This is a genomic window from Aureitalea marina, from assembly GCF_002943755.1.
In the GTDB taxonomy this organism is placed as follows: domain Bacteria; phylum Bacteroidota; class Bacteroidia; order Flavobacteriales; family Flavobacteriaceae; genus Aureitalea; species Aureitalea marina.
This window is the reverse complement of record NZ_MQUB01000001.1, coordinates 1,573,164-1,597,715: the sequence shown is the minus strand read 5'-3', so window position 1 is coordinate 1,597,715 and position 24,552 is coordinate 1,573,164. Positions and strand designations below refer to the sequence as shown.

Annotated in this window: 25 protein-coding genes; 8 read left to right on the top strand and 17 right to left on the bottom strand. The window is 47.5% G+C overall.

Features of this window, described 5'->3' with window-relative positions; translation table 11 throughout:
• The 4 genes from BST85_RS07385 to BST85_RS07370 are packed head-to-tail and all read right to left on the bottom strand — an operon-like array spanning nt 1 to nt 3,306.
• On the bottom strand, nt 1-561 hold the full coding sequence (locus BST85_RS07385) for an L-threonylcarbamoyladenylate synthase (protein ID WP_104812659.1): 561 nt from the start codon (nt 559-561) through the stop codon (nt 1-3).
• Nucleotides 545-1,465, bottom strand: coding sequence for a glycosyltransferase family 2 protein (locus BST85_RS07380; protein ID WP_104812658.1), 921 nt, complete (start codon nt 1,463-1,465; stop codon nt 545-547). Before BST85_RS07380 ends, BST85_RS07385 begins: the two co-directional genes overlap by 17 nt.
• A 9-nt stretch (nt 1,466-1,474) precedes the next feature.
• Nucleotides 1,475-2,545 (bottom strand): glycosyltransferase family 4 protein, encoded by a 1,071-nt coding sequence (locus BST85_RS07375; RefSeq protein ID WP_104812657.1) that lies wholly within the window; start codon nt 2,543-2,545, stop codon nt 1,475-1,477.
• Entirely contained in the window at nt 2,545-3,306 is a 762-nt protein-coding gene (locus BST85_RS07370) for a glycosyltransferase family 2 protein (protein WP_104812656.1), read from the bottom strand. The genes BST85_RS07375 and BST85_RS07370 overlap by 1 nt, the downstream gene beginning before the upstream one ends.
• Nucleotides 3,307-3,363: 57 nt before the next feature.
• On the opposite strand from BST85_RS07370, the gene BST85_RS07365 reads away from it, so the two are divergent.
• Nucleotides 3,364-4,068, top strand: coding sequence for a polysaccharide deacetylase family protein (locus BST85_RS07365; RefSeq protein ID WP_104812655.1), 705 nt, complete (start codon nt 3,364-3,366; stop codon nt 4,066-4,068).
• A gap of 1 nt (nt 4,069) precedes the next feature.
• Here BST85_RS07365 and BST85_RS07360 read toward each other — a convergent pair whose 3' ends face one another.
• Nucleotides 4,070-4,807, bottom strand: a complete 738-nt coding sequence (locus tag BST85_RS07360) for a glycosyltransferase family 2 protein (RefSeq protein WP_104812654.1) — start codon at nt 4,805-4,807, stop codon at nt 4,070-4,072.
• A 58-nt stretch (nt 4,808-4,865) separates the two neighbouring features.
• Here BST85_RS07360 and BST85_RS07355 point away from each other — a divergent pair, with 58 nt between their 5' ends.
• On the top strand, nt 4,866-5,687 hold the full coding sequence (locus BST85_RS07355) for a glycosyltransferase family 2 protein (protein ID WP_104812653.1): 822 nt from the start codon (nt 4,866-4,868) through the stop codon (nt 5,685-5,687).
• 612 nt (nt 5,688-6,299) lie between these two features.
• Nucleotides 6,300-7,301, top strand: coding sequence for a DUF4421 family protein (locus BST85_RS07350; RefSeq protein WP_104812652.1), 1,002 nt, complete (start codon nt 6,300-6,302; stop codon nt 7,299-7,301).
• Nucleotides 7,302-7,303: 2 nt separating this feature from the next.
• On the opposite strand, the gene BST85_RS07345 is transcribed toward BST85_RS07350, so the two are convergent.
• Nucleotides 7,304-7,804, bottom strand: coding sequence for a class I SAM-dependent methyltransferase (locus BST85_RS07345; protein WP_245917654.1), 501 nt, complete (start codon nt 7,802-7,804; stop codon nt 7,304-7,306).
• A gap of 77 nt (nt 7,805-7,881) precedes the next feature.
• Nucleotides 7,882-8,955 carry a glycosyltransferase family 9 protein gene (locus tag BST85_RS07340; RefSeq protein ID WP_104813943.1) on the bottom strand — a complete coding sequence of 358 codons (1,074 nt, stop codon included), beginning with the start codon at nt 8,953-8,955 and terminating at the stop codon, nt 7,882-7,884.
• A 49-nt stretch (nt 8,956-9,004) separates the two neighbouring features.
• Between BST85_RS07340 and BST85_RS07335 the strand changes: the two genes are divergently transcribed.
• On the top strand, nt 9,005-9,757 hold the full coding sequence (locus BST85_RS07335; RefSeq protein ID WP_104812650.1) for a lipopolysaccharide kinase InaA family protein: 753 nt from the start codon (nt 9,005-9,007) through the stop codon (nt 9,755-9,757).
• Nucleotides 9,758-10,010: 253 nt separating this feature from the next.
• Here BST85_RS07335 and BST85_RS07330 read toward each other — a convergent pair whose 3' ends face one another.
• Nucleotides 10,011-10,826: a 2,3,4,5-tetrahydropyridine-2,6-dicarboxylate N-succinyltransferase gene (locus BST85_RS07330; protein ID WP_104812649.1), complete on the bottom strand. Its 816-nt coding sequence runs from the start codon at nt 10,824-10,826 to the stop codon at nt 10,011-10,013.
• Between the two features lie 103 nt (nt 10,827-10,929).
• On the opposite strand from BST85_RS07330, the gene ruvX reads away from it, so the two are divergent.
• From ruvX to mazG, 4 genes are all read left to right on the top strand, one after another.
• Nucleotides 10,930-11,343 (top strand): Holliday junction resolvase RuvX, encoded by a 414-nt coding sequence (gene ruvX / locus BST85_RS07325; RefSeq protein ID WP_104812648.1) that lies wholly within the window; start codon nt 10,930-10,932, stop codon nt 11,341-11,343.
• Entirely contained in the window at nt 11,340-11,930 is a 591-nt protein-coding gene (gene def / locus BST85_RS07320; RefSeq protein ID WP_104812647.1) for a peptide deformylase, read from the top strand. The genes ruvX and def overlap by 4 nt, the downstream gene beginning before the upstream one ends.
• A 70-nt stretch (nt 11,931-12,000) precedes the next feature.
• On the top strand, nt 12,001-12,420 hold the full coding sequence (locus BST85_RS07315) for a DUF5606 family protein (protein WP_104812646.1): 420 nt from the start codon (nt 12,001-12,003) through the stop codon (nt 12,418-12,420).
• A 73-nt stretch (nt 12,421-12,493) separates the two neighbouring features.
• The gene (gene mazG, locus BST85_RS07310; RefSeq protein WP_104812645.1) at nt 12,494-13,267 is read left to right on the top strand and encodes a nucleoside triphosphate pyrophosphohydrolase; all 774 of its coding nucleotides are present in this window, start codon (nt 12,494-12,496) and stop codon (nt 13,265-13,267) included.
• On the opposite strand, the gene BST85_RS07305 is transcribed toward mazG, so the two are convergent.
• The 9 genes from BST85_RS07305 to BST85_RS07265 form a co-directional block, all read right to left on the bottom strand.
• On the bottom strand, nt 13,264-15,393 hold the full coding sequence (locus BST85_RS07305) for a DUF349 domain-containing protein (protein ID WP_104812644.1): 2,130 nt from the start codon (nt 15,391-15,393) through the stop codon (nt 13,264-13,266). The two genes, mazG and BST85_RS07305, sit on opposite strands and share 4 nt — an antisense overlap.
• Nucleotides 15,394-15,492: 99 nt before the next feature.
• Nucleotides 15,493-16,221, bottom strand: coding sequence for a shikimate dehydrogenase family protein (locus BST85_RS07300; RefSeq protein ID WP_104812643.1), 729 nt, complete (start codon nt 16,219-16,221; stop codon nt 15,493-15,495).
• Nucleotides 16,214-17,239: a DUF368 domain-containing protein gene (locus tag BST85_RS07295; protein WP_104812642.1), complete on the bottom strand. Its 1,026-nt coding sequence runs from the start codon at nt 17,237-17,239 to the stop codon at nt 16,214-16,216. Before BST85_RS07295 ends, BST85_RS07300 begins: the two co-directional genes overlap by 8 nt.
• A complete protein-coding gene (locus BST85_RS07290) occupies nt 17,240-18,214 on the bottom strand; it encodes a DUF368 domain-containing protein (RefSeq protein WP_104812641.1) in 975 nt (324 codons plus the stop codon).
• Nucleotides 18,204-19,646, bottom strand: coding sequence for a tetratricopeptide repeat protein (locus BST85_RS07285; protein ID WP_104812640.1), 1,443 nt, complete (start codon nt 19,644-19,646; stop codon nt 18,204-18,206). Before BST85_RS07285 ends, BST85_RS07290 begins: the two co-directional genes overlap by 11 nt.
• Nucleotides 19,647-19,786: 140 nt before the next feature.
• Nucleotides 19,787-20,974 carry an aspartate aminotransferase family protein gene (locus tag BST85_RS07280; protein ID WP_104812639.1) on the bottom strand — a complete coding sequence of 396 codons (1,188 nt, stop codon included), beginning with the start codon at nt 20,972-20,974 and terminating at the stop codon, nt 19,787-19,789.
• Nucleotides 20,971-22,761 (bottom strand): OstA-like protein, encoded by a 1,791-nt coding sequence (locus tag BST85_RS07275; RefSeq protein ID WP_104812638.1) that lies wholly within the window; start codon nt 22,759-22,761, stop codon nt 20,971-20,973. Before BST85_RS07275 ends, BST85_RS07280 begins: the two co-directional genes overlap by 4 nt.
• Nucleotides 22,762-22,797: 36 nt before the next feature.
• On the bottom strand, nt 22,798-24,069 hold the full coding sequence (locus BST85_RS07270) for an adenylosuccinate synthase (protein ID WP_104812637.1): 1,272 nt from the start codon (nt 24,067-24,069) through the stop codon (nt 22,798-22,800).
• 3 nt (nt 24,070-24,072) lie between these two features.
• Nucleotides 24,073-24,525: a Fur family transcriptional regulator gene (locus BST85_RS07265; protein ID WP_104812636.1), complete on the bottom strand. Its 453-nt coding sequence runs from the start codon at nt 24,523-24,525 to the stop codon at nt 24,073-24,075.
• Nucleotides 24,526-24,552: the final 27 nt, after the last annotated feature.

The following is a 24,552-nucleotide window of genomic DNA, read 5'->3' as shown; positions in this document are numbered from 1 at the left end:
TTAGCTTCTTATCACTTTGACGGTTCCGTCATTTTTAATTTTTATGATGGAGGAGGACCTCTTATTCACCTTGTCTCGATTCCAATTGACCACATAATCAACTCCCTGCACAATGGCCTTGTCAATATCCTTGAATTTAGCCGGTGTAGGCGCTCCGCTGAGGTTGGCTGAGGTCGAGACCAGTGGTTTTTTCAAGCGTTTGATCAGTTCTCCGCAAAAGGTATCTCGAACCACCCTGATGGCCAAGCTGTTGTCTGCAGCGACCAGGTTTTCGGCCACACGAATTGGATCATCATAGACAACTGTAGTAGGTTTATTGGCGTATTTCAGAACGTCGTATGCCATTTCCGGTACCTGGTTCAAATACTGGGAGAGCATGCGAAAGTCATTGACCAAGCAGATCATGGCCTTGTCCCCAGGCCTTTTTTTGAGTTCGAAGATACGGTCGACAGCCGTCGCATGGGTTGCATCACAGCCAATGCCCCAACTGGTATCAGTTGGATAGAGAATGATCCCCCCGGATTTCAGTGTTTTTAAGGCTTTGTCAATTTCTGCTTGCATCCTTCGTTCGTGCCGTTTGTTTATTCTTTAGTGAATTTTTGAGTGATCCGCCCCTTAATAGGGTTGGTAATAAATACCATTTTTTGGGTTTGATCAGACAGACCAGGATCAGATACAAATTGATCATCAACGCATAGGCCCATCCTCGGTTCTTACGGACCACATAGAGATAGGAAATATACGCTTCTTTGTCTATTTCCCGGGAACGGCCAATACTAACGCCCTGATAATGCAATATCCTGGCACCGGGATGCAGCACACACTGTTTGCCGATCTTCCTGAGGCGATGGCCCAGGTCCATTTCTTCAAAATAAAGGAACACATTGGTGTCAAATCCTCCTATAGCGTCAAAATCTGAGCTGCGGAAGAACATAAAGGCACCGTTTACCCAATTGACCACCACAGGTTGATCGTATTCCTTCTTCCGGTCCGGATAGCGCTTGGGATTAGAGGCCTGTAAAAAACCCCGACCAAAAAGTAATTTCCTCAACCCTTTATTGTGATCAAATGAGGGTACAAATTGCCCGTGTTCGTCGTAGTTCTGAGCTGTACAGACCCCAACCTCGGGATGTTCGTCCATATACTGACTTAGGAGACTCAGACCGTCATTCAAGAGTTGGGTGTCGTTGTTTAGGAAGAGCAGGTATTTCCCGCTGACTTCTATCCGGCCGCGCATGTTGCCACCGCCAAATCCTGTGTTGATGTCAGATCGGACCAAATTGATCCTGTGATCCTGGGGCCAATTGTCCAGTAGATATTGATAGTCTTCTTCCTTGGAGTTATTGTCTACCACCACCAATTCGAAATCCAGGTTCTTTGCTGTCTTTTCCAGAACCGACTCCAGGCACTCCAGGGTGTAGCGAGCGGAATTGTAATTGATCAGGATAAGGGCGACGGTTGGCATGTCTCTAAATTAGCTCAAAATTTGCCGATACAATTTCAGGTAGGCCCTGGCAGCCTTGCCCCAGTCAAATGAAGCAGCTCTTTGCTTCGCAGCTTTAGAATGCGCACTGGGGTCTTCATCGTATTTTGCCAAGCCCTTTTCAACCAATTCCGACATGGACTTTGGCTCGAAATCGTCCCAATAAAAGGCCTGATCGCCCCCGATCTCTGGCAAAGAGGTCAGCCTGCTCAGGAAGATGGGTTTGCCATAGGTCATGGCTTCAATGGGCGGAATCCCAAAGCCCTCACGAAGAGATGGAAATACAAAACCCTTGCAATTCTTCAGGTAATATTTCTTGGGCAGCTCGTCGACCTTTCCCGTGATCCAAAGACGCTTTTCCACTCCGATTTCCCTGGCTAAATCCCTGATTTCATTGGCGTAACTAGTATTGTCATTTCCTGAGAGCACTAAGCCGATCCCCGGTAGATCTGCCATCATCTTGACCAGGCTTTTAAAGTTCTTCCGCTCGGAAAAATCACCTATGCTATACAAGTAAGGGAGATCGGGCAGTATTTCCGGTACATATTCTGCTGGCACCTCCGGGTCATTGATGGTATTGCCGTTATAGACCACCTCATGCTGAATACCTATCAGATCAAAATGGGTCAGGGTGTCCTGACGGGCAAATTCTGAAATAAAGACAATGATATCTGCCCGGTCTATCTTATCCTGGAAGAGCAGCCGCATTCGCTCTCGCTCTCCAGGGGACCCTTCATGCATGAAGTGAATGTCGTGAATGGTCAAAATGTAGGGAAGTGGCCTGGCTGGCTCGATCTTAATATTCTGGTTCAAACTGTGCCAAAGGCCATAGCGCTTTCTAATCCTGAAAGGCTTGTGTCGATGAAGCGAGCTGTATTTGCGATATTGAAAAATACTCCCCCATCTTGCTTTCCATTTATCCGGATCTTTTACGTTCAGGACGATCTCCAGGCCCGTAAGATCCTCTTTGCTCATGGCATCCAATAAATTGAGGTTGAACTGCCCCAGCCCCCCGTAGGGATTCTTCAAATTGTGCGCCTCTATAAAAACTTGCTTGTTCATCAATCAATTTTTCGATAGAGCAACCACAGATTGGTATAGCGTTTAAAGACTGAAAAGGCGTTAATGTAAGCCAGGATAAATCCTTCTTTTCCATCTAGAATGCCCAATCGAAGTAAGTATTGGTGCCAGAATCTGTAAAAAGGTCGGAAAAGAAAATGGAACAGATTGGGCCGTTTTTTCCGTTCGTAAAGCATCTGCGCCTGCAGGGCAGAATATCGGTGCAATTTTGCCGTATAGTCGTCCATGCCGGTATAGGTGTGATGAGGTACACGGGTCCTTAACCTGGCAGTGGTGCCCCTTACATTCAGGGTCTCATGAACAAGCCGACCGTTGTAGCGTCCACTTTCTGCCCGAAACAACCTGACCACCCAATCGGTTTGGAAGCCACTGTAGCGAATCTTCTTGCCCATAAAATAGAATTGTCTACGCACCAGGTAGGCATCGGCCTTTGGATTGGCAACCGCGTTTAAGATCTCCTCTCTTAAGGGAGGTGTGACCTCCTCATCCGGGTCAAAGAAAAGGACCCAAGGGTGGGAGGCCTGTTGGATAGCAAAATTCTTCTGGTCGCTAAAATCTTCGAATGGGCGCTGAATTACCTTCACATTCTCAAACCCTTTGGCAATCTTTACGGTGTCGTCCTGGCTGTAAGAGTCGACGATGATGATCTCGTCGGCAAAATCCAGGCTCCTGATGAATCCTTCTATATGGGCGGCCTCGTTAAAGGTGATGGCCAGGGCCGAGATTTTTTGAGTAGTGTCCAACCGTCCGATTATTGAGGTAAAAGTAATAATTTTGACCTGATAAGCTTGTGTAAGGCCATGGCCCGACTCCCCATCTTAATGTACCACCGTGTAAGCCGTTCTCCCGGTAAGGGCCTGACCATATCTGTTGATGATCTGCGACAGCAGCTGAATTATTTGAGGGACAACAAGTATCAGACCTGGCATCTGAGCGAGCTTATGGAATTGGATGAGCTGCCTTCCGGCAAGCATGTGGTGATCACCTTTGATGATGCTACGGAGGACCACCAGGAACTGGTGGCACCGCTACTTACCGAATTGCAATTAAAGGCTACCTTCTTTGTGCCACTGGGACATCTAGGGAAAACCGATAGCTGGAACAAGGGTGAGGTTGATATACTTTCGGCCGATGAGTTGCGCTCATTGGACCAGCAGCTGATCGAACTAGCCCACCACTCCTTTGCCCATCAACCTTTTGATCAAATGGAACGGGAGGAAATATGGGCGGACCTGGATCAGGCAATACAAACCTCAGTTAAAGGTCAGTTGCGGTTAAGTCCGGCCATTGCATATCCATATGGGAAGTTCCCACGGACCAGTCCTGAATTCCAGAATTTTAAGGATATACTAAAAGACAAAGGCATCAAATGGGGGCTTCGTATCGGAAACCGGGTGAATCGCTTTCCCTTTAAAGATCCCTACCAAATACAGCGTCTGGACATAAAAGGGGAATACTCCCTGGGTCGGTTTGCACGTAAATTGAGATTCGGAAAATTCTTCTAAGCTAGCGCAATCCTCTATGTAGCAGCATCAATTTGGCATAGCGCGAAAAGACCCCGTACGCATTAATGGCAGAAATGACCAAGCCGGGAATACCATCCTTGAATCCACCCTTTAAGAAATAGGAACTGAAGAATCGGTATGTCGGTTTAATGAACATCAGGCCTAGACTGGGTTTCTTTCCTTTTTGCTGAAGTTGCTCTGCCTGGAACCAGGCATAGCTTTCTTTTTTACGGATATAATGTTCCAGGCCTTTATACGTAAAATGCAGAACGGGATTCTTTAACTTGGAAATGGGACCCTCGTAATGCAATTTCTCATGAACAAGGCCGGTGTAATGGCAACCTTCCCTTTTAACTAATCTAAGCACATCGTTGCTGTGATGATACAGGAAACGATTCATGTAGAAATGTGGGAAATTCAACTTATATCCCCCATAACGATCACTCTCCATGGCCGACTTGATCTCTTGCTGGAGGGGGTAGGTGATCCGCTCGTCAGCATCCAGGAAAAGGATCCAATCCCCCGTGGCATGTTCCAGGGCGAAATTCTTTTGGGCCGAAAAATTGTCGAATTCTCGCTGCAAGAATACATCGGTAACCTGCTTGGCAATCTCTGGTGTCCGATCTGTACTGAAAGAATCCACGACTATTATCTGATCGGCAAATCGAACAGAACGTAAAGCCGCCGGGAGGTAGTCCTCCTCATTGAAGGTGGGTATGATGACGGTCAAACCAGACATAGCACAAAAGTAGGGGCTTTTGTGAAAACACCGTAAATTTGCAGTCCAATTTAGGGGTATGCAAGGATTAGGAATAACCGTGGTGGTCAGCACCTACAACAATGAGGAATGGCTGGCCAAAGTATTGGAGGGTTATAAATACCAGACCTATGAGAATTTTGAGGTCATGGTGGCCGACGATGGTTCCAGAGCGTCTACCAAGGAATTGATCGATTCCTTCCGGGCAGATTATCCCGTACCCTTGCTGCATGTTTGGCACGAAGATGAAGGCTACCGACGCCAGCGGATCCTGAATATAGCCATTACCGAGGCCAATATGCCATATATCCTCTTTACGGATGGGGATTGTATCCCACGAAAGGATTTTGTGGAAACCCACGCCAAATTTGCAGAAGAAGGATATTTTCTATCAGGGGGTTACTGCAAGCTGCCCATGGATACCAGTAAGGCCATAGTTCCGGAAGACATTGCCGCGGAGCGCTGTTTCGATGTGAAATGGTTAAAACAGCAAGGTACTCTTAAGGGGACACAAGCGCTAAAGCTGAATTCCGGACCGACTGTATCTAGTCTCCTGGATTTCATCACTCCGACCAATGCCAGCTTCAACAATTGCAACTCCTCGGCCTGGAAAGAGGATCTGATCGCTATCAACGGTTACGATGAGCGCATGCAATACGGAGGTCCTGATAGGGAACTGGGCGAACGCCTGGAGAACTACGGTCTGAAGTCCAAACAAATCCGCCATCAAGCCATTGTTCTACACCTAGATCACGCCCGTGGTTACAAGACCAAAGAGTCTTTGGATCGAAACCTGGCCATCCGCAAAGAAGTTAAGGATCAAAAGAAGGTCTGGACGGAGTATGGGATAAAAAAGGGTTAACGGTTAAGGGTTAGCCGTGGGCATGTTTACCAGGTACTCAGATTCCAGAAAACTAGTTCTTTACACCTACATTTCCTTATGGATTTCCGTAACCACGATCTTGAAAATACCCCACGCTTAACCCTTAACTGCTAATGGCTAACGCGCATAGCGCCCATTATCTGAGTACGTAGACTTTAGTCCTGAGTCTGTAGTACAATTCAACAACTACCGACTACTAACTACATACTACCGGCACACTAAAATTAACGGCTAACACTTAACGGCTAACTGCTAACGCACACAGTGCCATCACTCGAATAACGACTAACGAAAAAAATACGGGGAAAGAAATGACGGCGGCTGGGCCCTAAAAGGGGATAACTCCTAACTCTCGCCAAGGGCTCATCCCCTAGATCACCTATTATATCTCCACTTCATTATCTAACTCTATAATCCGGAGGGAGACGGTTCCGGTGTTTTTATTTGTGACTTCAAATTAATCAAAAAAGAGGACAGATTTGGGCTCTTGGCTGTAAAATCTCCCTTACCGTTTTTGTCGAAGTTGTTACTCGCTGATTATCAGCAGAAATAAAAGATGCGCATTCCTGAAAGTTTAGCTATTTTTCTGATATGAATCTGTACTTGAGATGTGTATTGGTCCTTATTTTCGTGCTACCCATAAGTATGAACCTGAGGGCCCAGGACCGGATCTCCCTGGACAGCATACAAGCCCCGGCTGTGATCGACTCGTTATTCATCGACCGGAACCCGGCCAACTATTCGCTGCGAGTATTTACCAATTTCAAGAATCAGAGCTTCTGGTTTGGCGATGGAAACTCCACGGTCAAGTATACACCCAATAATCGTTTTGGGGTCGGGATAGGGATGGCCTCCTCCAAATTGCTCATCGATATTGCCTTCAACCTGAGAACCGATACAGAGAACCCGACCAAGCGCTTCGACCTAAGGGCCTTTTATAAGACCAAACAGCATTTCTTCGACTTCTTTTTTCAGCGTTATAAAGGGTTCGACCAGCGTGTATCAGGACAACCTACGGTCTTTCGGCCCGATGTGGTCTCGGTCACTCACGGTATCAATTATCTGTATCTCTTTAATGAGAAAGACTACCAGGCCGGTCCAGTCCGCAGGGTGATTTCCAAAGAGATAAGCACGGCCTTTAGTTATGGAGCCGGAGGTTTTACCTTGCTGATCTCCCACCAAGGAGACCAGCCCATATTGGGCCAGGGGATCTACCCGGAGAATGAAGCCAATGGGATAGATCGGGTATTTGGGTTGGGAGCTGGAGCACTGGGTGGTGTAGGTGGTTTCTTTTCCTTAGGCGGGAATTTCTATTCGTCAGTCACGTTTAACACGGGGCTAGGGCTTATGTTCAAGGAAGTGGAAGGCCTGGACGGTCGCAGCTATGATCCCGGTGCCTGGCTCTTCCAATTAAATGGGGTAGGTGTCTTGGGTTATGTCCGGGAGCAGTATTACCTCAATCTTTCCATGGAATTGGGCTTCTACGGCACAGACATCACAGACAATCTCTACGAACGCCTGAACGTTGCCCAGGCCAAGCTGGCCTTTGGGTATAAGATCTTTAAGAAGAAAAGGGAACAGAAGCTTCCTTAGCATTATTTCAGCCGATACGCCCCGATCTTCCAATAAGTAGTCTCTTTGTCTGTGGTCACGGTCACAAAGTCCAGTTCGGCCAGGCGGGGTTCTTCTTTGAAATACTCCCAACAACCAACACCTTCCCGAAAAATGGAAACGATCAGTAATCCGTCTGGGTTCAGATGGGCCAGCATGCGGTCCATGACGGCTGGCTTTTTAGAATCCGGGATGTAGTAAAAGGCCTCGTTAAAAATGATGATATCGTACGATTGTTCCGGCTGGTATTCGATGGCATCGGCTGTTACAAATTCGGCCTTAGGGTAATCCATGGCTTGTGCCTGCCGGATGGATTCTGAGGAGAAATCCACCCCGGTGAAATGATGGAATTCAAAATCCGTCATCCGCCTGTTAAGCACTCCATCCCCACACCCGATATCCAGGATGGAAGGGTTGTACTTCCCGTACTTCCTAAAGAAATCTACGATCTGCAGATAGCGGGTGGCTTCTCGTTCACTTTGCAAGCTTTTCCAACGTCCTTTGCGGTATTGTTTATTCCACCGACGCCGTCTTCTCCAATGATGAAACTTGTCTAGCCAATTCACTTTCTCGAAGCCTTAAGGTGATTGTCCAGGAAGGGAGTCAGTTTTTCTGCTATCATTTCCGGGGTCAGTTCACGGTACATGGTTTCCGGGTTTTGTTCGATGGCCTTGCGTTGCTCTCGGGTGAAGCCGTCGTAAAGTTCGGGTTTTTCGTCCAGAAGATGCATGGAATTGTGGATGATCCCATCTTCAAAACTGTTCCAGTCCACTTTCTCAATATAGGGTGAGTAGATAGTAAAAGTCGGTTTATTCAGTGCTTTGGCGATATGAACACTACCACCTTCGTTGGCCACCAGCAGATCGCATTGGTTCATCAGCTTGACAAATCCCCGAATACTGTCCTCGTAGATCTCCATATTGATCTGATCGGGGTAGCGACAAGCCTGGTAGATCTTGAGCGCCTCCTCTTTCTGATGAGGGGCATAATTGAAAAGTAGGGTCACTGCATAGCGTTCGCAAATCCCATCGATAAGTTGCACGATGTAGTCATATGGCATCGATTTTATGGCGGTACTACCCAGGACTCCAACCATGACAACTGGCGGTTTTATCTCATTCAGTCCTCGATATTGACGTTCTTCTGCTTCGAGGTGGATGCGCGGCACATCGTCTATCATTTCCAGGGGAAATACTTGGTCGATGAGGTTGATTCTGTTTTCGATAGCCTTGCCACAGGCCCGGCTGTGAGTTTTGATAAAGGGAACTGGATGAGTGTAAAAGGGCAGAGGTAATCTCTTGCCGGGACGCACAAACCCGATCCGATAATCAGCCCCGGAGAACAGGCACATCAAGCGGCTTTGTAATTTAGCGTAAGGGTCAAAGATGATATCGTAATTCTTCTTTCGAATTTGTCGGATGGTGGATATCAGCACCCCAAATTTCTTCAGCTCTTTATCGTTAGCGACCTCAATGTGATCAATGTTGGGATTGCCTTGTAAAACACCGACTGTATAATCATAGACAAAATAAGTGATATGGCTGTCGGGGAAGACCTTTTTCAGGTTATTGGCAAGCACTGAACTGATCAGTACATCGCCAATCCGCTTATTCTGTATCACCAGTATTTGTTTCATATCCTTTACCTTCGCAAAGTATCTTTTTTTATCCAAAATCAGAGCAGCTATGCGCGAAAATTGGGTGGTGGCCCCGGAATTCAAAGAGCTCAACAAGCAGCTTAGGCAAGCCGTGGCTCAGTTTGACCAGACAGGGGAACTCATCGTGGCGGGAGACCGCAACACCATCCGAAAAGTAGAGATAAACGGAAGTTGGTATTCCATCAAACGCTTTAAGATACCCAATGCCTTTCAATCCCTGGTTTATCGCTTTCTGCGCAAGTCCAAGGCGCAACGTTCTTATCTCTACGGAATGAAACTCCTGGCTGCCGATCTGGGTACACCAACCCCGGTAGCTTATTTGGAGCAATTCGGTCTCGGTCTGAAGCAGAGCTTTTACATCAGCCGTCATTTGGACTATGATCTGGATTTCAGGGTGCTGATCCACAAACCGCTCTATCCGGATCGAAAGAAGATCCTGCGGCAGTTTACAAAGTTCACCTACGACCTTCACCAACAAGGCATTCAATTCCTGGATCATTCTCCTGGGAATACGCTCATCGTTAAAGTTGGGGAAGACTATCATTTCTATCTGATCGACCTGAACCGCATGCGATTTGGAACCATGAACCTGGAAAACAGGATGAGAAATTTCCGGAGGCTCTGGCTGTCCAAAGCAATGATCAAGGTGATGGCTCCTGTCTATGCTGAATTGTATGGCGAATCAACAGACCACATTCACGAGCTTATGCTCAGGTACAGTGGCCAATTTCAGAAGAAGATCACTGCGAAAAAGGTCAGAAGGCGCAGAAGAAGAAGTTAAATTTCTGTTGCGGCATTTTGACTCGGGATTCAAGTATTCACAAAAGGGTGCTCTGATCTTTGCCTGGGAACCGATTTTTAAGGACTAACTTACAACGGGAGGGGAACAACGCCCCAAGGTAGAACTGAGTTAGCCGTTAAGTATTAAACCTTAAGTGTGGATAATCCTACCTCTTGCGGGCGAGCAGTAATTCGTGAATCGTGATTGGTGATTCGTAAATTTTAACTTTTAATAACGACTAACGACTAACGCATCAAACCGACACCCCATATTCCCGCAATGCAGAATTCAGGGAAGTCTTCTTGTCCGTACTTTCCTTGCGCTTTCCGATGATCAGGGCGCAGGGCACCTGATAATCTCCGGCAGGGAAGGTCTTGGTATAACTCCCTGGTATCACTACGGATCTGGCAGGAACCACCCCCTTGGTCTCGAAAGGTTGCGGTCCGGTCACATCTATGATCTTGGTCGATGCTGTCAGTACTACATTGGCTCCCAATACGGCTTCTTTCTCGACCCGTACGCCTTCAACTACGATACACCTACTACCGATAAAGGCATTGTCCTCAATGATCACAGGGGCTGCCTGCAGGGGTTCCAGGACCCCGCCAATTCCTACACCACCACTCAGGTGAACCCCTTTACCGATCTGGGCACAGCTACCTACGGTTGCCCAGGTGTCCACCATGGTTCCGCTGTCTACGTAGGCGCCAATATTGACGTAACTCGGCATCATGATCACACCTTGAGCGATAAATGCTCCATGACGAGCAACAGCATGGGGTACCACCCGGATTCCTTTCTCTTTGTAGCCTGTCTTCAGCGGAATTTTATCGTGGTATTCGAAAATGCCAACCTCGCTGGTCTCCATTTGTTGAATGGGGAAGTAAAGTACGATCCCTTTCTTGACCCATTCATTCACTTGCCAACCATTTTCAGTGGGTTCAGCGCAGCGCAGTTCTCCCAGGTCGCAAAGACGAACCACTTCCCGGATGGCTTGTTGTGTTTCAGCTTGGTTTAGTAGTTCCCGCTTGTCCCAGGCGGCTTCAATTAAGTTCCGAAGATCGTTCATATCAGGCTTCAGTTTATTTTGGAGATGCAAAGATACTTAAGGCAGTTGGGAAGTAAATTGGATTTGGCTTACTATTTGGCAAAGCCGTAAATTTGCACCGACAATGGCACGAGTTTTGGCGATAGATTATGGAAGAAAACGAACCGGATTAGCGGTTACCGACCCTTTACAACTCATCGCATCTGGCCTGACCACGGTTCCTACAGCAGAATTGTTCGCCTTTGTTGAGGAGTACATCAAGCAGGAGGAGGTCGAGTTGATCCTGGTTGGAGAACCCAAGCAGCGGGATGGTTCGGCTAGCGATATAGAAGAGAGGATCGCGAAATTCGTACGGAGGTTACGGCAGGAAATACCTCAAATCCCGGTTGAGCGGGCGGACGAACGGTTTACGAGTAAAATGGCCTTCCAGGCGATGATCGATGGTGGTTTGAGGAAGAAGAAGCGGGCCGACAAGGGCTTGGTAGACAAAGTTAGCGCCACCATTATCCTGCAGGATTATTTAGAAAGAAAACAATGATTTACCCAATAGTAGCATATGGCGACCCGGTTTTAAGGGTGAAGGCCAAGGAAATTGAACAAGATCACCCTAAGTTGGACGACATCCTCTCCAATATGTGGGAGACCATGTATGGAGCCAATGGGGTAGGTTTGGCTGCTCCACAGGTAGGTTTACCTATTCGGATCTTTCTAGTGGACACAGATCCTTTTGCTGACGATCCGGACCTAAGCCCGGAAGAACAAGAAAAGTTAACTGGTTTTAAGAAGGTCTTTATCAACGCCAGGATGATAGAGGAAACCGGTGACGAGTGGGCCTTCAATGAGGGTTGCCTCAGTATACCGGACATCCGGGAGGACGTGTTCCGTCAGGATACCATTACCATCGAGTACTACGACCAGAATTTCAAGAAGCACAGGGAAACCTATGACGGTATCGCCGCCCGGGTTATCCAGCATGAGTACGATCACATCGAGGGTATTTTATTTACCGACAAACTCTCCGCCTTAAAGAAGAGGCTGATCAAAGGGAAATTGGCCAATATCTCCAAGGGGAAGATTAACATTGAATACCGCATGCGGTTTCCTCAGGCTAAAAAGAAACGTTAATTCGATTGTCCGTTGTAGAGAAAGTTTTCATCTTTGCCGCCAATAAGCCAATGACCTCAAAGCATAACACATGAGTTTGGATAAAATTCTTTCGATTTCCGGTAAACCAGGACTTTACCAATTGATCACCCAGACCCGTACCGGGTTTTTGGCCCAATCGTTACTGGATGGTAAGAAGCTGAATGTCAATGGGCATAACAGTGTAAGCCTGTTGTCCGAGATCGCCATCTATACACTCACAGAAGAGGTGCCACTGGGAGACGTTTTCCAAAAGATCTACGACAAGGAGGAAGGCAAGGAGGCCATTAGTCATAAGTCCAGCAAAGATCAACTGGAAGAGTATTTCTTCGAGGTCTTGCCAGATTATGACGAAGATCGTGTCTACGCCAGCGATATCAAGAAGGTTGTGCAGTGGTATAATTTACTGGTGAAGAACGACTTGACCGACTTTTCACTTTCAGAAGAAGTAGCAGCAGAAGAGGAAGAATAGGCTGAGCTTTTCACGGGCTGCATTGTTGATAAATTGATGCCCGATTCCCCTTAATTTCGATTAGATTTATCCTATGAACAATCGCAATGCCCAATTGCAGGCACTGGACCGCCTGTTGACCATCATGGACGAGCTCAGAGAGCAATGTCCCTGGGACCGCAAGCAGACCATGGAGTCTTTACGCCACCTGACCATAGAGGAAACCTACGAACTTGGAGATGCCATTTTGGAGAATGACTTGCAAGAGGTTAAAAAGGAACTGGGGGATCTACTGTTGCACATCGTTTTTTACGCCAAGATCGGTAGTGAAACCAAAGATTTCGACATTGCCGATGTAGCCAATGATATCTGTGAGAAACTCATTGCCCGCCATCCCCACATTTATGGAGATGTAGAAGTGGCCGACGAGGAGGAGGTCAAACAGAATTGGGAGAATCTCAAACTCAAGGAGGGTAAGAAAAGTGTTCTGCAGGGCGTACCCAAGTCTTTACCGGCACTGGTCAAGGCCAATCGGATACAGGACAAGGTAGCCGGGGTTGGATTTGACTGGGAGCAACCGGAGCAAGTGTTCCAAAAGTTGCAGGAAGAACTGTCCGAACTTCAAGAAGAGGTGAAAATGGGTCAGTCCGATCGTATTGAGCAAGAGTTTGGCGACGTGCTCTTTTCCATGATCAATTATGCCCGCTTCTTAAAGGTGGATCCGGAAAATGCCCTGGAACGCACCAATAAAAAGTTCATCAAACGCTTCCAATACCTGGAAGGCAAGGCCCGCGAGAGCGGTAAACAGTTAAGGGATATGACCCTGGCCGAGATGGACGTATTCTGGGAAGAGGCTAAGCAACTCTAATCTTCACTACTCTCTTCGGCGGTATCTGCTGCTGCTGGTTCTTCCTTGGGAGGACGGGTCAATACTCTGAAGGTCTTTAGTTTATCCTTCCATTTTTCCAATTCGGTCTTATGCTGCCCGATATTTTTATGCACTTCGGCCACCAAGGGGTTGTCGTCTGCAACATGTTGGAAGAAACCGAGATTGTTCTCCAATTGCCCGATCTCTTTTTTGACCTCGTCTATTTTCTTGCGCAAGAAGATCTCCTCGTTGTTCAGTTTACGCTGGTCTGCCTCGGCTACCAGTGTATTTACCTTGGCTTCAAACTTAAACAGTTCCGACTGTTGCTTATCCAGCTTTAAGGTGTTCAGGTGAGCATCGATCGCTTTGTTAAACTGCTGGTCGATATTCTTCTTTTTGATAGGTACCCGGCCAATGGCCTTCCACTGGTCCATTTTTTCTCGAATGGTTTCCAAGTCCGCCTCCTTCTCACCAGACAGTTTCATGCCTTTGATCTCCTCCAGCATGGCTTGTTTGGTCACCAGGTTTTCTTCTTCTTGTTTGCTGGCCTGGTTGCGCTTCCCATGAACTCGGTCAAAGTAGTTGTTACAGGCTTCCTTGAATTCCTTCCAGATCTTATCACTTTCCTTGCGAGGTACATGTCCGATCTTCTTCCAATCCTGCTGGATCTTCTTCATCAATGCGGTAGTGGTCTCAAAGTCATCACTATCCTTGTTGTCATGGGCGATCTTCACCAACTCTCTTTTCTTCTCCAGGTTCACGAACTGATCCTTCTTTTGATCTTTATAAAAGTTGTTCTTCTGACGGTTGAAGTCCCTGGTGGCATCCTTAAACTGATTCCACAGTTCTTTGTTCTTGGTGCGCGGTACAGGGCCCAGTTCAAAGAATTCATCCCTTAATTTCTGTACCCGCTTGATGGCCTGCTGCCAGGCCTGGTGACTGGAGCCAGCCTTGGGTTGCTGATCTGAGATCTGATCCACTATCGCCTGTTTCTTCTCATAATTGGCCTCCAGGATGACATCCTGGTCCTTCAAGAAAGCTTCTCGCCGGTCGTGAATCTTTTGGGTAGCATCACTAAAACGCTTCCAGATTTCCTCACGATGTTCCTTGGCCACAGGTCCTATCTCTTCCTTCCATACCTTGTGAAGGGTTTGCAGTTCCCGGAAGGCCTTGGGAACATTTTCTTCTTGTCCAAGCTCTTCGGCCCGTCCAATCAGACGTAATTTCTTTTCCAGGTTATGTTTGAAGTCCAGGTCCCGGAATTCCCGGTTCAAGTGAAGGAAATCATAGAAATTCTCCACATGATGCCGGTAGGTATTCCATACGGTATTGTACTGGTCACGCGGGATTGGGCCAGCTATATGCCATTGGTCCTGTATTTCCTTGAAATGTTTATAGGTAGTGTTGATGTTCTCGTCTACACTGAGCAATCCTTTCAGCTCTTCGATCAGTTCTTGCCTTTTTTCCAGGTTGGCCTGCAGATCCTTTTTTACCTTCTTGTAATGATCTGCCCGTTTCTCCTTGTATTCAAAATAGACCGAATTGAACTGCTTCCGCAGGGGAGTGGTATAGTGGAAGTCGATCTCGTTCCCACCTTCGGCCAGGAATTTTTCCTTTTCGGCATCCAGTTCTGCCTGGAATTTACCATTAAATGACGACCGTATCTGGTCCACTTCATTTTTGATCTGCCCCATATTACCTGCTTTCAGCAGGCCTCTAAATGCTTCAATAAGTTCCAGCTGGGACAGTTTACCGTAGTCGATCTCCACCTTTTTCTCCTCAGGTTTTTCCTCTGGAGATTCTTCGGCTTTGTCTTCTGGAGTATCTGCCGCCTTTTCTGGATCGGCAGTAGCTTCTGCAGGCTTTTCCTCCTTTTCAGGCTCAGCGGTTTCGGTCTTTTCAGTGACCGGATCTTCAGCCGGTTCTGTCTCCTCGGCACCTTTTTCCTCGGCTTTTAAAGCAGCCTCTGCTACCGGCTCTTCGGATTTTTCCGGTTCGGGCGAGGCGGGAGTTTCAGCGGCCTCGGGTTCTGGAGTCTCAGGTACCTCTGGTGTAGGAGTGGTTTCTTCTTTAGGATCACTGGATGTGATCTCTTTGTCTTTTTCTGGCAATTTTTCGTCGGACATAGCGGGCTATGTTTAGGTTCTTGAAGCTTGGGTCAAGATACTAACAACCCCCTTAATCGCAAAGGAAGAGGCTTGTTTTTACTATTTCTTAATAAGTTCTTAGGGATTCCAGATGGCCCAGGCGGCTTCTGCCTGTTCCACCAGCATCTGATAACCATTGCTGGTTTGGCACCCCATTTCCTCGCCCTTGGCCATAAACTGGGTTATGGCTGGGTTGTAAATGAGGTCAAAAAGGAGTTGCTTGGGTTTTAATCCTTCGTAGGGTATATCAGGGTATCGATCAACCTCTGGATGGGTTCCCAAAGGGGTACAGTTGACAATCATCCCAAAGTGAGCAATCATGTCAGCGTTTAGCTCGCTATAGGTCAGGTCAGCCTCAATTGAGCGAGAGACCACCTTTACATTATAACCCATGATTTTTAGCGCGTAAACTACAGCTTTGGAAGCTCCGCCTGTTCCAAGGACCAGGACCTTATCGGAAGACAGCGGTAAGTAACTCTCCAATGCGCGAGCAAAACCGATGTGATCGGTGTTGTAACCGTGCAATTCCCCGTAAACTGTCCGTTTAATGGTGTTAACTGCACCTATCTGTTCGGCATCTTCATCCAGTCGATCCAATAAGGGAATGACAGCCTGCTTGTAGGGGATGGTTACGTTATATCCTTTAACATCGGTCAGATTTTGCAATACCGGCTGCAATTCACTTTCACCAGGCAGATCAAAATTCTCATAACTGTGGTCCAACTCCATTTCCTCGAATTTCTTCGCAAAATAGCCACGAGAGAAGGAGTAGTCTATGTTCCTGCCTATCAGTCCAAATCTAGCCATCCGTTAATTGCTTATTTCTTCTTTGATAGATATCCAGTCCCAGTACGATGCCTATCCCTAACAAGATGAAGAGTATGGCCAGCAAGTTCTCAGCATCCAGGGAACTGGGCCAGTATCTCTCGTAATTATCGATAATAGGTTTACCGCTGGAATCCAGCATGGGTGTTCCGTCTGGCTTGAGGTCGTAGATGGTGTTCTTCCAAGGCCAAACCACCCCCAGAGAACCGGTAATGAACCCGATGATCACGGCGAAGGTAGGCTGATGGAATCGTTTTAATACATAGGCCAGCATATGGGAAAGGAAGATCAATCCGGCCAGTGATCCTAGAGAAAAGACCACCAGGATGATCAGCAGGTCGATCCGCTCTGGATTGTCCATAAACGCGGTACTACCACCGATGAGTTCGGCCATGGTATCGTAAAGCGCATTTACCGCATCGACCAATAGCAGCACATAATTTCCTATCAGGATCAGGATAAAGGAACCGGAGAGTCCGGGTAAGGTCATCCCTGACACCGAGATCATTCCGCAAAAGAAGACAAAGATCAGGTTCCTGTTCTCGGTAGCGGGTTCGAGGAAACTGATACCTATACCCACCATGACCCCGAGTAGCAAATAGACCATGTTGGCCCGGGTCCAATCTCCAAAATCCTTGGCCACATAGTATATGGAGCCGATGATCATACCGAAGAATGCACTCCAGACATAGAGTTCGTAATGCACCAAAAAGTAGTCTAGAAGTTTGGAAACACTGAAGTAACTGACGATCATCCCCAGGAAAAGCAATCCCAGGAACCGACCGTTGATGTACTGATAAAAACTTTTGAATCGGCCATTGATGAGCAATTTGAAGGCTTTGCTATTGATCTTCTGCAGGGAGTAGATGAACTCCTCATAGAAACCGGCAACAAAAGCGATCATACCACCCGAAACACCGGGCACCTTGTTGGCTGCCCCCATGGCGAGGCCTTTTAGGAACAACCAGATCCGGTCGCTTAATGTCCGGGTCTGCTCCATTTAGTCTGGGGATTTTCTGGATGCTGCGAGGAACTCGATTGCAAACAAGATCCCAAAACCGATTGTTGTCATACCGATCGCCAACATAAGCTTAGGCTCACCGGTATAGTCCGCAGGCCAAACCGATCGCTCCAGGAAAGGAACTTCTTCACCATGGCTGTTGGTGCGATAACTGATCACCTGCTTCCAGGGCCAGATCTTGTTCAGGGCCCCGATCATAAATCCAGTCAACACAGCTAGGGTCAAATCCTTATAGTTTTTGAACATCCAGTTGAGCCCACCACTGAATACCTTGAGTCCGATGACCGCACCTATCGCAAAGACCGTCAATTTTAGGCCTGCACTGCCCATTGCACTGCTGTCTCCCGACCCCAGGGCTGCCGTAAAATCATTTACCGTCCCGATGACGGCCGTATAGGCGCCGATCAGTAGGAGGATGAAGGCTCCAGAAATACCGGGTAATATCATGGCGATGATGGCCACAAAACCGGCCAGGAATAGGAACCAAGTGCTTTCGGGGCTTCCAATGGGTTCCGTGATGGTGATCATATAGGAAATGATAGCTCCCAACAAAATAGCTACCACCACGGGAATATTCCATTTGCCGATGTCTCTTCCTACGTAAATAATACTGGCCAGAATCAGGCCAAAGAAAAAGGACCAGACGGCGATAGGGTGGTGCTCCAAGAGCCAGGCAATTGCTTTGGCCAAAGACAGTATACTCACCAATATCCCCCCGAATAAGGCCGTAAGAAATCCAAGATTATATTTGCTCCAGGCTGCTTTGATCCCATCCTTCTTCCAGCTCTTAAAAAAGCCCAGATCCAGACCGTGTATGGTCTCGATCAACTCTTCGTAGATCCCGCTAATAAAGGCGATGGTACCACCAGATACACCCGGGACCACATCGGCGGCCCCCATAGCAATACCCTTTAAACTTAACAGAAAATACTGTCTGAAATTCCTACCCGGCATAGACTATTGAGTAAACCTCAAAAGTAGCGAAATTATAGGGAAGGCTTTTGGTGGGATCGGATAATTTGCTGGACTGTATCCCGGTCGTAAACCTGGGGAATAGTTCCTCAATCACTATGGTGAAATCGGGGTCCAGGTCCAGTCCATTCTTGAGGTGAAACTCGGCCTTGCAAGGTTCGTTCAGGGTAAAGAACAGTCCGGCTAAGCGGAATTCGATCTCCGGGCTTTCCGGGTAGAATTCTGCTGCCTGGAAGAGATTGTTCACCGCTGCCTGGTTCTCACCTAACTGTAACAGGATATCACATCGTACCAGCCAGGTGTCCTGTTCATAATTTCCCAGCTCTAGGGCCCGACGATAACCGTGTTCGGCCTCTTCGAACAGATTTAAGCGGTTATTGATCTTGGCATAGCGTTTCCAGTACAAGACATTTTCACTGTCTATATTGATGGCCTTGTCGATGTAATACAGGGCTTTCTGATAATTTTTTTGCCTGAAGTAGAAGTCTGTTATAGCGATCCATCCTTTATCCAATAAGCCATCCTCTTCCACACATTTGTTATAGAATTGTAAGGCCTTGTCCAGGTGGCCTAACCGCTCGTGGCACTTCCCGATCCGCAATAAGGCAAAACTGGTGGGGTCGTCCAGCCCTAGGGTGATACTATAACAATCGATAGCTTGCTGGTAGCGCCCTAATTTTTCCAAGGTCTTACCCTTCTCCAGGTAAGCGCCAATAAAGCGATCGTCGCTGATAACGGCAAAATCAAAGGCGGCCAGCGCTTTTTGATACTGCTTTAGTATGTAATATTGCTTACCTACCTGATGCCAGCCCACTTCGCTGTAGGGGTTTTTGTTCAGGAATATATTCAGATAATCGATGGCTGCCTCATGCTGCTCCAGGTACTCAAAGCAGTAAATGATATTGTATAGTGCCGTATAATCCGAGTCGTCCTGTTCCAGGCACTTCATAAAGTAGTACTTGGCGTTTTCGAAATCCTCGATAAAGAGGTATTCCATACCCAATAGGGAAAGTACATCTGCCTGGTCGTCGGTAATGCTAAGGGCTTTTTCCAACAGCTTAATGGCCTTATTGTGCTTGTCCCGGCGGGAACAGATATTTGCCTTCTGAATGTAAACCTCCTCGTTGGACTTCTCCAGGATGTAGATCTCATCCAAAAGTATCTCGGCTGTGTCCAGTTCGTTCTCGAATATATGCATCTCAACCTGGAACAGTTTCAAGTTGGTACTCGAAGGATGTTGTTCCAGACCCATCTTGGTAGCCTTTTTGGCCAAGGCGATCTTTCCATTCTCCAAATAATACTGAATGATGTTCTCAAACTCTTCGGAGTCGAAGAAGTAGACATCATTCGTTTTCAGCATGGATTCGAATTTGGAAAGAGAGAAGTCGTTATGCTCGTTAGGGCTTAGTTGCATACGCGGGGCGTTAACAGGTTCTTCTTCTTAAAGATAGTAACCTAAAGAGGAGTTCAAGAGTCGTGCCGCTATTCTTGTTAACGGGGTTATCAACACGGAAAAACTTTGTAAGTAATTGATATAAAGTGATTTAAATCAATTTAGCTGGAGGCTGCAATTTCGTCCAAAACGGTACGAATAAGCTGACAACCCGCCATGATCTCTTCTTCGCTAACGGTAAGTGGTGGGGTCACGCGGACCGCACAAGGCTCGAATAACAGCCAAAAAAGGATCAATCCACGGTCCTGGCAAGTCAGGATCAGGCGGTTCACTTGTTCTGGATCTTCCAGCATAAAAGCCAGCATAAGGCCCCGGCCTCGGACCTCTTTAATAAGAGGATGCTTTAATTGCTCCCTAATGAGTATTTCCTTTTCCAGTGTTCCTGGGATAAGATCTGTATTCAATAGTTCTTTTAGCGTGGCCAGAGCCGCGGCTGCGATGACCGGATGGCCACCAAAAGTGGTAATATGACCCAGTTTCGGATTGTCAGCCAGCAACTGCATATCATCGTGGGAACCGATGAATGCACCTATGGGCAGGCCACCGCCCATACCCTTGCCAATAACCAGGATGTCCGGTTGAATGCCGTAATGTTCAAAGCCAAATAATTTCCCGGTTCGGCCAAATCCAGGTTGTATCTCATCCAGGATCAGCATCGCACCTACTTGGTCACATCGTTTCCTGACCGCCTCCAGGTAACCCAATTCCGGCAGAATGAAGCCAGCTCCACCCTGTATGGTTTCCAGGATCACAGCTGCAGTATTCTCATCTATCTTATCCAGCGCCTCCTTATCGTTGAAAGGAATGGCATGGCAATCAGGGAGCATGGGTTCAAAAGGTGCTTTCCTGGGTTCGTATCCCATGATGCTTAACGAGCCATAAGTGTTACCGTGATAGGCCTTGTCTGCATAAAGGAATTTACTTCTGCCAGTTACCCGCCGGGCCAACTTCATGGCCCCTTCCATGGCCTCGGTTCCGCTGTTTACCAAATAGGTAGTAGACAATTCTGGTGGTAACTGATCCGCCAACAATTTGCACAGCTCAAGGGCCGGTTGCTGCACATATTCGCCATAAACCATCACATGGGCGTATTTATCCATTTGGTCTTTTACGGCCTTCACCACTGCGGGGTGGCTGTGCCCCAGTGTACAAGCGGATACGCCCGCCACAAAATCCAGGTAGGCCTTGTCCTGCTCATCGTAGATATAAGAGCCTTTAGCCCGCTTCACGGTCATGGCCAGAGGATGAGGTGTGGTCTGTGCCTGGTATTTTAAAAAGTCAGATTTCACCCGTTGTCCTTCTTTCGCGTAGAGTTCAGAATCAAACTGTCCCTGACCCTCCTGTTTCTAAGTGCTTCACTGTCCTTTTCGTCCTTGGGTTGTGATAAAGGCAAGGGTTCGCCTTCTCGGGATTGCAGATCCTTGGTCTGCAACTTGGATTGAGGCGCGATCTGAATCTCTTCTTCCGGTATGGGATCAAAGAAGGCACCCTGATCACTGGGTAGGGGGATACCTCTAATCTTGGGAAGGACGGGTTCCGGTTTACCTAAAAAAAGATCGTCTATGGTCATCAGCCTTTCATCTCCCCTCCATTGGAAGCCCGGCAGTATTCTGGCATTTTCCGGGAATTCTGACGGCGGATAGACCTTGCCCGGAACTTTCTTGATAAAGCGCATCCCCTGTATCTGCTGCTCTTCCAGGTAGAGTTGAATGGAACTAGAGACGGTATTATCTATCCCTACTAATTCTCCGCTATCGTTGCGGTTGTAGTAGATGACCTGGGCATTTTTGATGATGTTGACCGTGTCCAGTTCATTGTCCGTAAACAAACCGATCAGTCTTTGTCCTTTGACCTGGTTATAGCCAGCACTGTCCTTTTGGACCAGGAAGGCGTTGTTAAAGACCTTCAGGGTATCCAGTTGTTCCGTCTGTTTGTTGGACAGGATGTGGATGGTATCTCCTATCATCTGATTCTCTCCACTCCACAGCACCGGTTCCCGTATCAGTTTGGTGATGCCGGCTTGTTGGTCCATAAAGATGGAATCGCATTTTCCGCTGGTGGGCTCTTCTCCCGGTTGCCCGGGTTTGAACATACGTGCGCGGTAAAAACCCCGTATAATTCGTTCTTCCGGTTTACCGGTTACTCTCAGGGTATCGGCATGGACATAGACCGAATCATTGTCTCGCAAGGTAACGGCAACGGCTCGCTTCGTAATAAATACAGAATCCTGATCCCTATATACTTCTGCATAATGTCCGCGGATCACACTTTGATTGAGGGTGTCCAAGACCCTGATGTGGTTGGTGGCCGAAGCAAAACCAATGTTGCGGTTAAAATAGATGGAATCTCCATAAAGTGTCCGGTTGTCGTAATCTATCCGGGAATTTTTGATGAAGTAACCCACATCCCGCCGTGTATCGTAATAGCCTCTTTCGCAATAGACCGTACTGGTCTCTCCTTCTATGGTTGATTTTCCATAAAGATAGGCTCCACCAGATTCGGAGTAGAAATCCAATTGGGGTGATCGCACCACATACTTGGGGTTGACGATCTTCACACTGGAGAGGAACTGGTATTTCTTGGTCTCGGCAAAATAGCGACCTACCCGGCTTGTCAGTACACTGGCTGTATCCCTCACTGTGCCACCAGACCGGTAATAGGCCTGCTGTTTGATGCGGTCAAAGTAAAGGGTGTCGGTCTGTAAGGTGGTCTGGGGCTCCGTCAGGACCACATTGCCACTGGCAAAGGCAAAGGAGGTGTTTCCGTTGTATTCGCCGTATTTGGATCGCATGGTTACCGTATCGCCCTGGGTAATGCGGACATTTCCATAGGCCTTGACAAAGTTGTCATTCAGATAGACATAGGCCTGATCACACCACATCTCTATGCCTTCGTGTACAATATAGACCTGGCCGGAATTATCCTTGGTATAGATTACAGCGTTTGGGAATTCCGGTTTCTTCTCTAAGTATCCGGATTTAACAGAGACCTTGGTCGTGCCCTCAGAACGGCTATCCTGAGCCTGTAAATTGAACAGGCTGAAGGATATCGCTACAATGAGGATGATTCGGATCACTCCTTCTAACAGTTTTTCAATGGTATTTCCGCCGCTCTAGCGGTGGATGGTCTGCTTGCGGTCAGGACCAACAGAGACTATGCTGATCGGAACCTGCAATTCCTTCTCCAGGAAGGTAATATAAGCATTCAGGGCATCCGGGAACTGATCCTCGGAACTCATCTGTGTCAGATCTTCTTCCCATCCTGCCATTTCGGTGTAGATGGGTTCCACATTCTCCGCCTCGATGTTGTAGGGAAGGTGCTGAATGACCTCGCCTTTATAGCGATAGGCCGTACATACCTTCAGGTGATCAAAGCCACTAAGTACATCGCCTTTCATCATCATCAACTGGGTCACTCCATTCACCTGGACGGCATATCTAAGGGCTACAAGATCCAACCAGCCACAACGTCTGGGTCGTCCTGTTGTAGCACCAAATTCGTTTCCAACCTTGGCCATGGTCTTACCATAGTCGTCAAAGAGTTCGGTAGGAAAGGGGCCGCTACCTACCCGGGTGGTGTAGGCTTTAAAGATCCCGAATACCTCACCGATCTTTCCCGGAGCAATTCCGAGACCAGTACAGGCTCCAGCTGCCGTGGTATTAGACGAGGTTACATAGGGGTAGGTCCCAAAGTCGATATCCAGTAAGGATCCTTGAGCACCTTCCGCCAATATGGTCTTTCCTTTAAGCTGTGCCTGGTGCATATACTCCTCAGAATCGATGATGGGCAATTGTTTTAACACCTCTACCGCTTGGAAGAACTCTTCTTCCAATTCGGGTAGATTGTATTGCAGGTCCACCCCGTAAAAGTCGATCATGGCCTCATGCTTATTGGCCAATGCCCGGTATTTCTCTTTCCAGTTCTCCAGTTCGATGTCCCCCACACGGATACCGTTGCGTCCGGTCTTGTCCATGTAGGTTGGGCCAATTCCCTTTAGTGTCGAACCGATCTTCGCCTTACCCTTAGAAGCTTCTGAGGCAGCGTCCAATAAGCGGTGGGTTGGAAGGATCAAGTGAGCTTTACGCGAGATCCTGAGCTTTTTACTCAGATCCAGGTTGAATTGAGCCAGGTTATCCAGTTCTTTTTTAAAGATGACTGGATCGATGACCACGCCGTTTCCGACAAGGTTTTCCGCATTGTCGTGAAAGATCCCGCTGGGGATGGTGTGTAATACATGCTTGATCCCGTCAAATTCCAGGGTGTGTCCTGCGTTTGGTCCGCCCTGAAAACGAGCAATGATGTCGTAGTTTCGGGTCAAAACATCGACGATCTTTCCTTTCCCTTCGTCTCCCCATTGGAGCCCCAGTAGCAAATCTACTGCCATATACTAAGCCTTGGTTGATTTACGATTGCCGTAAAAGTACAGCGAGTGGTTGGTAATCTCGATATTGAAGACTTCCTCAATTGTCTTTTTGATAGACTGTATGCGCGGATCACAAAACTCGATCACTTCTCCGCTTTCTAGGATCACGTGGTCGTGCTGTTTGTCAAAATAAGACTTCTCGTAGTGAGCCTGGTTTTGTCCAAACTGATGTCTTCTGACCAATCCGCAATCCAGTAAAAGCTCGATTGTGTTGTACAGCGTTGCCCGGCTCACCCGATAGTTCTTGTTCTTCATAAGGATATAAAGCGACTCTATGTCGAAATGATCCTCATGATCGTAGATCTCCTGAAGAATAGCGTATCGTTCCGGTGTTTTACGATGCCCGTTTTCCTCCAAAAAGGAGGTAAAGACATTGTGCACGATGGCTTGATTACTGGACTCGGTCTTGTTGTTCATATCGAAGTGGCAAAGATACTGAAAATC